The sequence below is a fragment of the Flavobacterium sp. MEB061 genome (assembly GCF_000834715.1).
Lineage (GTDB): Bacteria > Bacteroidota > Bacteroidia > Flavobacteriales > Flavobacteriaceae > Flavobacterium > Flavobacterium pectinovorum.
This window is the reverse complement of record NZ_JXQR01000051.1, coordinates 148,655-160,486: the sequence shown is the minus strand read 5'-3', so window position 1 is coordinate 160,486 and position 11,832 is coordinate 148,655. Positions and strand designations below refer to the sequence as shown.

15 protein-coding genes are annotated in these 11,832 nt (G+C 32.7%); 8 read left to right on the top strand and 7 right to left on the bottom strand.

The window, feature by feature from the left end; translation table 11 throughout:
• Nucleotides 1-161 precede the first annotated feature (161 nt).
• On the bottom strand, nucleotides 162-512 hold the full coding sequence (gene rplS / locus RT99_RS19615) for a 50S ribosomal protein L19 (protein WP_042566433.1): 351 nt from the start codon (nucleotides 510-512) through the stop codon (nucleotides 162-164).
• Nucleotides 513-733: 221 nt separating this feature from the next.
• Nucleotides 734-1,408, bottom strand: coding sequence for a tRNA (guanosine(37)-N1)-methyltransferase TrmD (gene trmD, locus RT99_RS19610; protein WP_042566432.1), 675 nt, complete (start codon nucleotides 1,406-1,408; stop codon nucleotides 734-736).
• Nucleotides 1,409-2,107: 699 nt separating this feature from the next.
• Between trmD and tnpA the strand changes: the two genes are divergently transcribed.
• The 7 genes from tnpA (at nucleotide 2,108) to RT99_RS19575 (ending at nucleotide 7,123) form a co-directional block, all read left to right on the top strand.
• Complete coding sequence (gene tnpA, locus RT99_RS19605; RefSeq protein ID WP_042566431.1) at nucleotides 2,108-2,569, top strand: IS200/IS605 family transposase; 462 nt, start codon at nucleotides 2,108-2,110, stop codon at nucleotides 2,567-2,569.
• A 23-nt stretch (nucleotides 2,570-2,592) separates the two neighbouring features.
• Nucleotides 2,593-3,129 carry an NADPH-dependent FMN reductase gene (locus RT99_RS19600; protein WP_042566430.1) on the top strand — a complete coding sequence of 179 codons (537 nt, stop codon included), beginning with the start codon at nucleotides 2,593-2,595 and terminating at the stop codon, nucleotides 3,127-3,129.
• A gap of 41 nt (nucleotides 3,130-3,170) precedes the next feature.
• Nucleotides 3,171-4,034: a sugar phosphate isomerase/epimerase gene (locus tag RT99_RS19595; protein ID WP_042566429.1), complete on the top strand. Its 864-nt coding sequence runs from the start codon at nucleotides 3,171-3,173 to the stop codon at nucleotides 4,032-4,034.
• Between the two features lie 49 nt (nucleotides 4,035-4,083).
• On the top strand, nucleotides 4,084-4,434 hold the full coding sequence (locus RT99_RS19590) for a cupin domain-containing protein (RefSeq protein WP_042566428.1): 351 nt from the start codon (nucleotides 4,084-4,086) through the stop codon (nucleotides 4,432-4,434).
• 142 nt (nucleotides 4,435-4,576) lie between these two features.
• Nucleotides 4,577-5,725: an MFS transporter gene (locus RT99_RS19585; protein WP_242607231.1), complete on the top strand. Its 1,149-nt coding sequence runs from the start codon at nucleotides 4,577-4,579 to the stop codon at nucleotides 5,723-5,725.
• A gap of 60 nt (nucleotides 5,726-5,785) precedes the next feature.
• Nucleotides 5,786-6,718, top strand: coding sequence for a peptidylprolyl isomerase (locus RT99_RS19580; RefSeq protein WP_042566426.1), 933 nt, complete (start codon nucleotides 5,786-5,788; stop codon nucleotides 6,716-6,718).
• 96 nt (nucleotides 6,719-6,814) lie between these two features.
• Nucleotides 6,815-7,123: a c-type cytochrome gene (locus RT99_RS19575; protein ID WP_042566425.1), complete on the top strand. Its 309-nt coding sequence runs from the start codon at nucleotides 6,815-6,817 to the stop codon at nucleotides 7,121-7,123.
• A 92-nt stretch (nucleotides 7,124-7,215) separates the two neighbouring features.
• On the opposite strand, the gene RT99_RS19570 is transcribed toward RT99_RS19575, so the two are convergent.
• The 3 genes from RT99_RS19570 to RT99_RS19560 all read right to left on the bottom strand — a co-directional run bounded on the left by RT99_RS19570 (nucleotide 7,216) and on the right by RT99_RS19560 (nucleotide 9,802).
• Nucleotides 7,216-7,611 (bottom strand): GreA/GreB family elongation factor, encoded by a 396-nt coding sequence (locus tag RT99_RS19570; protein ID WP_042566424.1) that lies wholly within the window; start codon nucleotides 7,609-7,611, stop codon nucleotides 7,216-7,218.
• A 403-nt stretch (nucleotides 7,612-8,014) separates the two neighbouring features.
• Nucleotides 8,015-8,569 carry a thioredoxin family protein gene (locus tag RT99_RS19565; protein WP_042566423.1) on the bottom strand — a complete coding sequence of 185 codons (555 nt, stop codon included), beginning with the start codon at nucleotides 8,567-8,569 and terminating at the stop codon, nucleotides 8,015-8,017.
• Between the two features lie 339 nt (nucleotides 8,570-8,908).
• Nucleotides 8,909-9,802, bottom strand: coding sequence for an alpha/beta fold hydrolase (locus RT99_RS19560; RefSeq protein ID WP_042566422.1), 894 nt, complete (start codon nucleotides 9,800-9,802; stop codon nucleotides 8,909-8,911).
• A 115-nt stretch (nucleotides 9,803-9,917) separates the two neighbouring features.
• On the opposite strand from RT99_RS19560, the gene RT99_RS19555 reads away from it, so the two are divergent.
• Nucleotides 9,918-10,253, top strand: coding sequence for a tRNA-binding protein (locus tag RT99_RS19555; RefSeq protein WP_042566421.1), 336 nt, complete (start codon nucleotides 9,918-9,920; stop codon nucleotides 10,251-10,253).
• 177 nt (nucleotides 10,254-10,430) lie between these two features.
• Here RT99_RS19555 and RT99_RS19550 read toward each other — a convergent pair whose 3' ends face one another.
• On the bottom strand, nucleotides 10,431-10,979 hold the full coding sequence (locus RT99_RS19550; protein ID WP_042566420.1) for an alpha/beta hydrolase: 549 nt from the start codon (nucleotides 10,977-10,979) through the stop codon (nucleotides 10,431-10,433).
• Between the two features lie 22 nt (nucleotides 10,980-11,001).
• Nucleotides 11,002-11,829, bottom strand: coding sequence for an alpha/beta hydrolase (locus tag RT99_RS19545; RefSeq protein WP_042566419.1), 828 nt, complete (start codon nucleotides 11,827-11,829; stop codon nucleotides 11,002-11,004).
• Nucleotides 11,830-11,832: the final 3 nt, after the last annotated feature.

Below are 11,832 nucleotides of genomic sequence, written 5' to 3'. Positions count from 1 at the left end.
ATACAGGAATTATCAAATTGTTATTTCGGCAACGTTAAATTGCTAATTCGATGATTTTGATATTAAAATATTGCTGTTTTGTTATTTTAAAAAAGTAAGCATAAAAAAAACTCGTTTCAAATAATATGAAACGAGTTTTTTTATAACAAAGAGATAAATGATTATCTTCTTTTATCTCTAATCTTAGCTTTTTTACCAGTAAGTTCTCTGAAGTAGAAAATTCTAGCTCTACGTACAGCACCTTTCTTGTTGATTTCAATTTTTTGTAAAGCTGGTAAGTTTACCGGGAAGATACGCTCAACACCAATAGCACCAGACATTTTACGAATAGTAAAAGTTTCTGTGTTACCAGAACCTCTTCTTTGAATAACAACTCCTTTGAAAAACTGAGTTCTTGTTTTTTCACCCTCTTTAATTTCGTAGAAAACTGTGATAGTATCTCCAGCTCCAAAAACAGGGAAATCTTTTTTAGCAACTAATTCGGTTTGAACGAATTTCATTAAATCTGCCATGATATCTTAAATTATGGTTTTTTATAATAGAGCAACATTCACGGATCTCGCCAGAGGTTAGTCTAATTCGGGTGCAAATGTAGTTAAATAAATTCAAATTCCAAATTTTTAAAATTCCAAATTCCAATGCAAAACGTCAAATTACAATATAAGTAAAATTCCAAATTCTAATCTTTTAACTAGTTGATCAATTGGAATTTGGAATTTTAAAAATTTGGAATTTATTCTAACAGATCCGGGCGTCTGTTCTTTGTATGTTCATACGCCATATCTTCACGCCATTTGTCAATTTTGGCAAAATGACCGCTGGTTAAAACTTCCGGAACTTTCCATCCTTTATAATCTGCGGGTCTTGTATATATAGGTCCGGAAAGTAAATTATCCTGAAAACTATCTGTCAATGCCGAAGTTTCATCACTTAAAACTCCTGGTATTAATCGAATTAAAGCATCAGATAAAACCAAAGCGCCTAATTCTCCTCCGGATAAAACATAATCACCAATCGAAATTTCTTTGGTAATAAAATGATCACGAACACGCTGGTCTACACCTTTATAATGTCCGCATAAAATGATAATATTTTCATACATTGACATTGTATTCGCCATTTTTTGGTTTAAAGTTTCTCCATCTGGCGACATATAAATGATTTCATCATATTGACGCTCACTTTTTAAATGAGTAATACAAGCATCAATTGGCTGAACGGTCATCACCATTCCGGCGCCTCCGCCAAACGGATAATCGTCTACACTTTTTTGTTTGTTAGTCGTATAATCTCGCAAATTATGAAAATGAACTTCAACCAAACCTTTGTCGATGGCACGTTTCATAATCGAAGCCTCAAACGGGCTTTTTAATAATTCCGGCAAAATCGTAATAATATCAATTCGCATTTTTCTTCAATATTTTCTAAGCGGCAAAGATACAAAGTAATATTTGAGAACTTTGAAAATATATAATATTTGAATTTTGAACGTAAATATTTTGCCGTTAATTTCATCTAATCTTTGTTATCTGTTAATTATGTAGTCCCTACGGGACAAAATCGTGTTGCTTAAATACTTTTTTTGCTACCAATATTTTGTTCCTAACGGAACATGTTTTTCATACGATCTGTGAGAGAATGGTCTTTGCTTATGTTTTTGCTACCAATATTTTGTTTCTAACGGAACATGTTTTTCATACGATATGTTAGAGAATGGTCTTTGCTTATGTTTTTGCTACCAATATTTTGTTTCTAACGGAACATGTTTTTCATACGATATGTTAGAGAATGGTCTTTGCTTATATTTTTTTAATCACCAATATTTTGTTCCTAATGAAACATGTTTTTCATACGATCTTTGAGGACAAATGTTTTGGTTTTAATTTCTTTTTTGGATCAATATTTTTGGTTGTGATGGAACATACTAGTGAGATGCTAAAAACAGCAATAATTTAGTAGTTTTATTCTTTCAAATTAAATATATTTGCAATCTAATCTACCAATGAGCATAAAATGATTTTTTATAATTCAATATTCCGCTAGGAATTATCTATTGGTAGAAAAAAAAATAATCCGATCACAAATTGTCCCGTAGGGACTACATATTATGGCAAATACATACACTCAAATTCATATTCATTTTGTTTTTGCAGTAAAATTTCGGCAAGCTATAATAAGTAATGATTGGAAAGATGAACTATACAAATACATAGCAGGAATTATAAAAAGTAACAATCATAAACTTTTAGCTATAAATGGTGTTGCAGATCACATCCATATATTAGTTGGAATCAGACCTGCTCAGTCAATTTCTGACTTGATGAAACATATTAAGCAAGATTCTTCAAAGTGGATTAATAAAAACAATTTTTTAAAAAATCATTTTGAATGGCAGGAAGGTTATGGTGCATTTTCATACAGTAAATCTCAATTAAATGCCGTTGTAAATTATATTCAAAATCAAGAATTACATCATCAAAAGAAAACATTTAGGGAAGAATATATCGATTTTCTAGACAAATTTGAAATAGATTATGATGAAAGGTTTATTTTTAAGGAATTAATCTAGAAGACTCTATTTTTATAGAAATTATGATTTCAAAAAAAACAAAAATTCTTGCAATAACCGGCAGTACCAGAAAAAATTCAAGCAACTACAAAATTTTAAAATACATTTCGGAACATATAAAATCTGAATTCGAAGTTGAAATATTTGAAGAGCTGACTGAAATACCACATTTTAATCCTGATTTGGATAATGAGAATCCACCAGAGAATGTTGCTTTTTTTAGGAATAAAATAAATGAGGTAGATGGCGTACTAATTTGTACTCCCGAATATGTTTTTAGTTTACCGGGAAGTTTAAAAAATGCTTTAGAATGGTGTGTTTCGACTACTATTTTTTCAAATAAAAATATTGGATTAATAACCGCTTCGGGTTCTGGAGAAATGGGGCACAAGCAATTATTGCTTATAATGAAAACGCTCGAAGCTAAATTTCTGGATAATACACAACTTTTAATTCAGGGCATCCGTGGAAAAATTAATGAAGAAGGAAAAATTATAAACGAAGAAACAGAAGTTGCGCTTCAGGATTTTATATGTAATTTTGAAAGTCAATTTAATTAAAAATTTTATTTAAAAGATTATTTTTACTTAAAAAAGATAAGATGATTTCCAGAAGAACTTTTGTTATTAATTCCGGTTTAGCTACTGCAGCAGTTTTAGCGATGCCATCTTTAGCTTTTACTATGAACAAAAAAGAAATTGGTTTACAATTATATACATTGCGAGATGAAATTTCGAAAGATGTAAAATCTACCTTGCAAAAAGTAGCTGCTGCGGGTTATACAAATATTGAAACTTATGGATTTTCTATAAAAGATCAGTTTTGGGGAATTTCGCCAACAGCACTTAAAAAAATCTTAGACGAAAATCAATTAAAAGCCGTAAGCGGACATTATAATTTAGGAAGTTTTTTATATGATGGAAACACCATAGAGCTTATTGCGGCAATTGAAGCAGCAAAAGTTTTAAAAAGCGAGTATTTGACAATTCCCTGGGTTGATGAGCCATTTAGAAAAGATTTTAAAACAATAGCGTCACGTTTAAATGAAGCAGCAAAAATGTGCAAATCTTCAGGCTTAAAATTAGCGTATCATAATCATGATTTTGAATTTCAAAAACAGGATGGAATTACCGGATATGAAATCTTACTAAAAGAAACTGACAAAGATTTAGTGTATTTTGAGTTGGATTTATATTGGGTTGTTCGTTCAGGAAATGATCCATTAAAATTGTTTAAGGAAAATCCCGGACGTTTTAAAATGTGGCATGTTAAAGATATGGACAAATTAAATCAAGCTTTAAATACCGAAGTTGGTTCAGGTTCAATTGATTTTAAAACTATTTTTAAGGAAGCAAAACAATCAGGAATGAAGCATTTTTTTGTTGAACAGGAAAATAATTACAATCCAAATTCTTTTGAGTCTATAAAAACCAGCTATGATTTTATTTCCAAAGAATTGCTTTAGAATAATTCATTTAGAAACCTTATTTTTGTAGGAATAAAACAGAAATAATATGCAAAGTTTCGGAACAAGTAAAGAATTTATAAAAGGCGATGATATTGAATGGGAAGTAGTTGGTGAAGGAATCAAACGCAAAATACTGGCTTATGATGATAAAGTAATGCTGGTAAATGTTCATTTTGAAAAAGGTGGAATAGGTGTTTTACATGAACATTATCATTCTCAGGTAACTTATGTTTCAAGTGGTAAATTCGATGTTACAATTTCTGGTGTTACTCAAACATTAAAAGAAGGTGACAGCTTTTATATTCCGCCACATGCAATTCATGGTGTTGTTTGTCTCGAAAGCGGACTTTTAACAGATGTATTTAGCCCGATGCGGGAAGATTTTATGAAATCATAAAGTTTTAAAAATCAATATAATCTTTAAAATCAATCTCTGATTTGATTCTGAATTTGAAAATTTTTTACAATTTTTAAAGTCTTGGTTAAAATTAGATTGGTATTTTTGCAAAATGAATTTATCCAAAACGAATGTCTTATTTATGGCAGTTTGCACTGGACTTATAGTTGCAAATCTTTATTACTGCCAGCCTTTAATTGTTTTAATAGCCAACGAATTTAAAATTCCGGAAGCCAATGCAGGGACCATAACATATCTTACACAAGCCGGATATGCAATTGGTTTATTTTTCATGGTTCCGTTAGGTGACAAAATCGAGCGTAAAAAACAAATTTTGATGACCACTTTTGCGTCGGTAATAGCCTTAATTTTAGCTGCAACAGCAAAGAGTTTCTTTCTTTTGCAAATAGCTTCTTTATTAATAGGAATCACTTCAATAGTCCCACAGCTTATTTTGCCATTGGCGGCTTCATTAAGTGCGCAGGAACAACGAGGAAAAGTTGTTGGAACTATTATGAGCGGCTTATTGGTCGGAATTTTACTTTCAAGAACTTTAAGCGGATTCATTGGTCAGGTTTTGGGTTGGAGATCGATGTTTTATATCGCAGCCGGAATTTGTCTTTTGATCTTTTTTGTAATTCAGAATAAATTCCCCATTAATAAACCTCAGTTTCAGGGAACTTACGGACAGTTAATTCAGTCACTTTTTACCCTTATAAAAACCCAGCCGGTTTTGCGCGAAGCTACCATGATTAATGTATTTAGTTTTGCACAATTTGGTGCTTTCTGGACTACAATGGTATTGCTGCTTTCCGGAGAACCTTTCCATTTTAATAGTGCAACAATTGGTTTATTCGGAATTGTGGGGGCTTCAGGAGCTTTAGCGGCACCTTTAGTGGGGAAATTAGGTGATAAAGGAGGTTCAAGAGTAGCTGTGGGTTATGGGTGTTTATTAATATTGATTAGTTTTATAATCTTTTATTTTTCAATAGAAAGCGTAATTGGTATTGCGATCGGAATTGTATTTATTGATGTAGGAATTCAAGGCGTTCATATCTCAAACCAAACCCGTGTTTATTCTCTACTTCCAGAAGCCAGAAACAGACTGAATACCGTATTTATGTCGTTTAGCTTTTTAGGAACGGCTGCAGGATCTGCATACGGATTATTATTATGGAAATTAGGAGGATGGCACGCCGTAAGTATTGGTTGTGTTGGTTTGTCTTTATTGGCCTTTACAGTTTACGGACTTACTTATAAATCATCCCGACGCTTCGGGACTAAAAAATAGAAAGCACAAGTTGATACAGAATTAATTTGTAAATTTGCAATCAAAATTAAAAATTACAACATGGAAAACGGAATATACGCTAAATTCAATACTAGTAAAGGTTCGATTTTAGTAAAACTTACACACGACTTAACACCAGGAACCGTAGGGAATTTTGTAGCTCTTGCAGAAGGAAATATGGAAAATAAAGTAAAACCACAGGGACAAAAATTCTATGACGGATTAACATTTCATAGAGTAATTCCTGATTTTATGATTCAGGGTGGATGTCCTAAAGGAACAGGAACTGGAGATCCTGGTTATAAATTTGATGATGAATTTCACCCAAGTTTAAAACACGATCGTCCGGGAGTTTTAGCTATGGCAAACTCAGGTCCTGCAAGTAATGGTTCACAATTTTATATCACTCACGTTCCAACTTCTTGGTTAGACGGAAAACATACTGTTTTTGGTCACGTAATCGAAGGTCAGGACGTTGTTGATGCTGTTGCTCAAGGTGATAATCTTGATGCAGTAGAAATCATCAGAGTTGGTGAAGAAGCTGAAAAATGGAATGCTATTGAAGCTTTTGTTGGTTTAAAAGGTGCACGTCTAAAAAGAGACGCTGCCTTAAAAGCTGAATCTGAAGCTAAAATGGAGCAATTAGCTGCTGGATTTGACAGAACAGAAAGCGGATTACGTTACAAAATGATCAATAAAGGAGACGGTAAAAAGGCAGAAGCAGGTAAAACAGTTTCTGTACACTACGAAGGTTCATTAGAAAACGGAAAAGTGTTTGATTCATCTTACCCAAGAAAAAAACCAATCGAATTTAGATTAGGTCAGGGTCAGGTTATTGAAGGATGGGACGAAGGTATCGCTTTATTACAAGTTGGAGACAAAGCTCGTTTTGTAATTCCATCTGATTTAGCTTATGGAGCTGCAGGTGCTGGAGGTGTAATTCCACCAAACGCAACTTTGATTTTTGACGTTGAATTAATGGACGTAAAATAAGAAGCTTAAAAACAATTTAGTTTTGTTTTAAATAATAATCCCATTCGCCAGCCGAGTGGGATTTTTTTATATTTACTCAAAAATTAAAGCAAAATAATGAAAGCAAAAATCCTAATCCTAACCGCTGTAACTCTACTTTTAGTTTCATGCGGAACTAAAAAATCGGTTCCTGCTGTAGCAACTACACCTACGGTTACCGAAACTAAAGCCACAGAATTAACACCTGAATTGGCGGAAGGAAAAAACCTTTATGATAACAGTTGCGCAAGATGCCACAAACTTTACGAGCCAAAGAAATTTAGTCAGGAGGAATGGAAGCCAATTTTGACAAGGATGCAGAAGAAAGCACATTTAGATGATGTTCAAATGGCTTCGATATCAAACTATATTACATCCCAATTATAAGTGTATTTAGAAAGGCATTCTTTAAACGGGATGCTTTTTTTATTTTAGTTGAGAACAAAAAAAACACCTTCACAAATGAGGTGTTTTAAAATTTAAGAATGATGTACAGCCGTATTGTCTACATCAATTATTTTTAAAGTTTTTATTCCGGCAGGCAATTCCCAATCGACTTCGTCATTTTCCTTAAAACCAATAATAGCAACACTTAAAGGTGCTAAAATTGAAATTTTTCCCGATTTCACATCAGATAAAGAAGGTAAAACAATTTGAATTTTCATTTGTTTTTTTGCCTTGACATCTTCTATTGTAACATGCGAATTGATTCTGACAACAGAATGATCTAATTCGCTTTCTTTACTTATAACTGCGCGATCTAATTCTTGTGAAAGCTGATTGGCTTCTTTTGTGTTTGTTGAATTTTTACTTTTTAGTATCAGTTCTCTTAGAAACTGATAATCTGTTTTACAGAAAGTGGGTGTTGGTTTCATAATGATATGTATTATTTATTGAATTTTAAACTTGAATAATTGATTGATAGGCTGATAAAGCTTAAATTGTTTTCAAATGCATATTGCATCCGAGATAGGCTAATGAATGTTGTGAAAAATTTTAATTGAAAGAACCAGAAAATTATTTGAGAGAGAATTTACTCTTTCAAATAAAATAAATGATTCGTTTTTTGGTAAAAATCCTCCGCCTGAAAGAAGAAATTGAAATAGACGGAGGCCTAATTAATAAAGGCCTTACTATGTGAAATAAATGCAGCAGCAAGCGGTTTTCTTTTCAAAGAAAACAACAAAGATGTAGCTGTAAATATATTTATAGTACTCACAATGAGAAATGTTTATTGATCTGCAAATATAGGAAAAGTTTTCTAAAAAAGCTAAAATTTTATTTCCACTTAATACTACAGCCAATACTTGGTTTTTGAGTTTCGTTTAAACTTCTGTTGTAAATAAGGGCATCAATGGCGCTTCGTAAATCACTTCCACTTAACGGAATTCCGTTATTAGGTCTTGAATCGTCAAGCTGACCACGGTAAAATAAGCGATCTAAATTATCAAATAAATAAAAATCGGGTGTGCATGCGGCGTCATAAGCTTTGGCAACTTTTTGACTTTCATCAAATAAATAAGGAAAATCTATTTTATTCTGAAAAGCAAATTCTGTCATCATTTCCGGGGAATCCTGCGGATATTTTTTTACATCGTTGCTGGAAATTGCAATTACTCCAATTCCTTGTACACGATAATCATTAGCGATCATAATAATTTCCGGTAATGCATGATGCACAAACGGACAATGATTGCAGATAAAAATCACAAGTGTTCCTTTTGATCCTTTTACATCTTCAAACGAATAAACGTTATTAGAATTAGTATCTTTTAATTTAAATTCCGGAGCAAAAGTTCCAAGCGGAAGCATATTTGAAGAAGTTTGTGCCATTGTGTAAAAGTTCTTTATTCAAAAGTAAATTTAAAATCTGAATGTTGAGGACAAACATAAGTTTTTTTGTACTGCTGGTTGTTTTTAACCGCAAAGTTCGCAAGGATTTTTCTATTAGGTTTTTATAAAAAAGGCAAAGTTCGCAAAGCTGTATGTTGATTCAGCTTTGCGAACTTTAATTTTTACAAGATCACATACAGATAAAAAATCCTTGCGAACTTTGCGGTTAATTTTTTTCAATTCTATTTCTCAACTTTTCAAAAAAAATATCCAAAGAGACATATTATTAAAAATAGCTCTTTGGATATTGTATTTAGGAAATGATATATATAGAAGATTTTATGAATTTAAGAAATCCAATAAATCTGAGTTTAATTTGTCTTTGTGTGTGTAAAACAATCCGTGTGGAGCGCCTTCATACACAATATATGTATTTTGACGGATGGCCTCTGCTGTTTTCTTAGATGTTAAATCTATTGGAACAATTTTGTCATCATCGCCATGAATAATTAAAGTAGGAACTTTTACAAAATCCAGTTCATCTCTAAAATCAGTATAAGAAAAAGATTCAGCACATTTTAAAGTCGCTCTTGGAGAAGCAAAAGAACACAACATTCTGTAATATTCCATCAATGGCGTACTTAACGGTTTGTTGATAATATTTACACCAAAAAAGGTTTTTCCAAAATTATCTACAAAACCTATTCGGTCCTCTTTAATTGCATTGGCTGTATTATCACTTTTTTCCTTTGGATGTCCGTCTGGATTATCAGTTGTTTTTAATAAAAATGGAACAACAGAAGAAATCAATGCAGCTTTTGTAACACCTTTTCCTCCATATTTGCTAAAATAACGAACAACTTCGCCACCACCCATAGAAAAACCTACAAGAGTAGCATCTTCTAAATGTAATTGCTCGATAATTTCTTTTAAGTCATCTGTCAGAGTATCATAATCGTAGCCTTCCCAAGGTTGAGAAGATTTACCAAAACCACGGCGATCGTAGGCAATTACGCGAAAGCCATTTTGCACTAAAAAGTCGATTTGGTATTCCCACATTTCATTAGAAAGCGGCCAGCCGTGAATTAAAATTACCGGTTTTCCTTTACCATAATCTCTTACATATAATTTTACATTTGGATCTGTTTCTATATACTTATCGGTACATTGTACGGAAATATCACAATTTAAATCTCTAAGAGACGGGCTGCTATTCGTTAAAACATTTTCCATTTTATATTTTTTTAATGTTAGCTTTATTCATTTACATTTGTAAAATTAAAAGCTTCATCGACAAAAAAAGTTATAGAATTTGAGTCAATACTTACAACATTAATATCTTAAAATAATGGATTTAACCTGGAATGAATTTGAGAGAACCGATATGCGCGTAGGAACCATCATTGAAGTAAATGATTTTCCCGAAGCCAGAAAACCTGCTTATCAACTCACAATTGATTTTGGTGCCGAAATTGGCATCAGAAAATCATCTGCACAAATTACAGTACATTACAAAAAAGAAGATTTAATAAATAGACAAATTATATCGGTAGTCAATTTTCCAAAAAAACAAATTGGAAAATTTATGAGCGAATGTCTTGTTCTTGGTGCAATAGGCAAGGAGGGAGACGTAATTTTATTAGCTCCCGATTTTAAAATAGAAAACGGTTTGCGTATTGGTTAATTAGTTTAGTTTGCCACGAATTTCACTAATTTTTCACGAATTAATTCTGCTTAATTTAACCGCGAAGTTCGCAAAGGTTCTACGCAAGGTTCGCAAAGTTTAATAACATAAGGCTTTGCGAACCTTCCTTTTTTTTAACTTCAAATGTGAAAATCTTTGCGAACTTTGCGGTTAAATTTATTGACCTATTTTAGAAATTAATTTCTGCAGAATCAATTGTCCTTCTTCCCAATATTTTAAGTCAGAATCAGAGTTAATGTGACCTTTTTGTCCTACGTTTACAAAATCACTTCCCCACATTTCAGCAAAATATTGTTTTCTTTCGAAAGACGCGTAAGGATCATTTTCACTTGCTACAACTATTGATGGAAAAGGTAATTTTGAAATGGGCATTGGAGCAAAATTTCTAATAATCTCCGGCGTGTGTTGAGGTGAATCTACATCGGCGGGGGCAACCAAAAGTGCACCAACAATATTTTTGTTACTGTTTAATGCCGCCCAATGGTTTACCAATGAAACTGCAAGACTATGCGCAACCAAAATAGTTGGTTTATCCAATTTTGCAACTTCCTCATTCAATCGTTGAAGCCATTCTTCGCGAACAGGCTCGTCCCAATTGTCCTGAACAAGGCGGGTTGAATTTTCGAATTTTTTATGCCAAAAAGTTTGCCAGTGTTTGTCACCAGAATTTCCCAGTCCGGGTAATATTAATAAGTTTGCTTCCATTGCCGTGGATTTTTTTAAATTATTATTTTTTGATTTGTTTCTCTTTCAAAATACGATTTATTTCATTTACAAGCAACGGAAATGCAGGTTCTGTCATTCCGTGACCATATCCGTCTAATTCGTAAAGCTTCGTTTCTTTATGTCCCACTAATTTCATCATGCGTGCCATATATGCGTTTTCTTCGTAACGCCCTAACATTTCTAATTCACGATCTCCGGTAATTAATAAAAGAGGAGGAGCATCGGCACGAACATGAAAAAGAGGTGCAAATTCGTCAATTGTTGGCTGTTTTTCGGGAATTCCGTTTTCTCTTCTAATTTCAAAATGGGTAATGCACTGACCGCTAAACGGAATTAAGCCTGCAATTTTATTAGCATCAATTCCTTCTTTTTGAAGATATTTTTTATCCAAACCAATCATCGAGGCTAAATATCCTCCTGCAGAATGCCCTGAAACAAAAATTGCGGAATTATCACCGCCATAATTAATAATATTATTAAATGCCCATGCAACAGCGGCAGCGGCATCATCAATGGCTCTTGCGGCTTTTGCTTTTGGAGATAATCTGTAATTAACGCCAATAATAGCAAAACCTTTGTTTTTTAAAGCTTCCGGAATTTCTTTGCTTCCGCCAGTTAAACCTCCACCATGAAACCAGACAATTGTAGCAAATCCTTTAGTATTTTTTGGGTAATAAATATCCAAAACACATCTTTCATGTATGTAATTGTCAGATTTGTTGGCTGCAGCATTATAATATTGAATATTGGTTTTAGTTTCATATTCTGCTTTTTGGGCAAAAGAGAAAACTCCAATAAAAAAACAAAGTAATACGGTTATTTTTTTCATAAT

Excerpts from the sequence above, each read along its gene's own strand:
- rplS (WP_042566433.1), bottom strand. The coding sequence starts at position 512 with ATGGCAGATTTAATGAAATTCGTTCAAACCGAATTAGTTGCTAAAAAA.
- trmD (WP_042566432.1), bottom strand. The coding sequence starts at position 1,408 with ATGCGAATTGATATTATTACGATTTTGCCGGAATTATTAAAAAGCCCG.
- tnpA (WP_042566431.1), top strand. The coding sequence starts at position 2,108 with ATGGCAAATACATACACTCAAATTCATATTCATTTTGTTTTTGCAGTA.
- RT99_RS19600 (WP_042566430.1), top strand. The coding sequence starts at position 2,593 with ATGATTTCAAAAAAAACAAAAATTCTTGCAATAACCGGCAGTACCAGA.
- RT99_RS19595 (WP_042566429.1), top strand. The coding sequence starts at position 3,171 with ATGATTTCCAGAAGAACTTTTGTTATTAATTCCGGTTTAGCTACTGCA.
- RT99_RS19590 (WP_042566428.1), top strand. The coding sequence starts at position 4,084 with ATGCAAAGTTTCGGAACAAGTAAAGAATTTATAAAAGGCGATGATATT.
- RT99_RS19585 (WP_242607231.1), top strand. The coding sequence starts at position 4,577 with ATGGCAGTTTGCACTGGACTTATAGTTGCAAATCTTTATTACTGCCAG.
- RT99_RS19580 (WP_042566426.1), top strand. The coding sequence starts at position 5,786 with ATGGAAAACGGAATATACGCTAAATTCAATACTAGTAAAGGTTCGATT.
- RT99_RS19575 (WP_042566425.1), top strand. The coding sequence starts at position 6,815 with ATGAAAGCAAAAATCCTAATCCTAACCGCTGTAACTCTACTTTTAGTT.
- RT99_RS19570 (WP_042566424.1), bottom strand. The coding sequence starts at position 7,611 with ATGAAACCAACACCCACTTTCTGTAAAACAGATTATCAGTTTCTAAGA.
- RT99_RS19565 (WP_042566423.1), bottom strand. The coding sequence starts at position 8,569 with ATGGCACAAACTTCTTCAAATATGCTTCCGCTTGGAACTTTTGCTCCG.
- RT99_RS19560 (WP_042566422.1), bottom strand. The coding sequence starts at position 9,802 with ATGGAAAATGTTTTAACGAATAGCAGCCCGTCTCTTAGAGATTTAAAT.
- RT99_RS19555 (WP_042566421.1), top strand. The coding sequence starts at position 9,918 with ATGGATTTAACCTGGAATGAATTTGAGAGAACCGATATGCGCGTAGGA.
- RT99_RS19550 (WP_042566420.1), bottom strand. The coding sequence starts at position 10,979 with ATGGAAGCAAACTTATTAATATTACCCGGACTGGGAAATTCTGGTGAC.
- RT99_RS19545 (WP_042566419.1), bottom strand. The coding sequence starts at position 11,829 with ATGAAAAAAATAACCGTATTACTTTGTTTTTTTATTGGAGTTTTCTCT.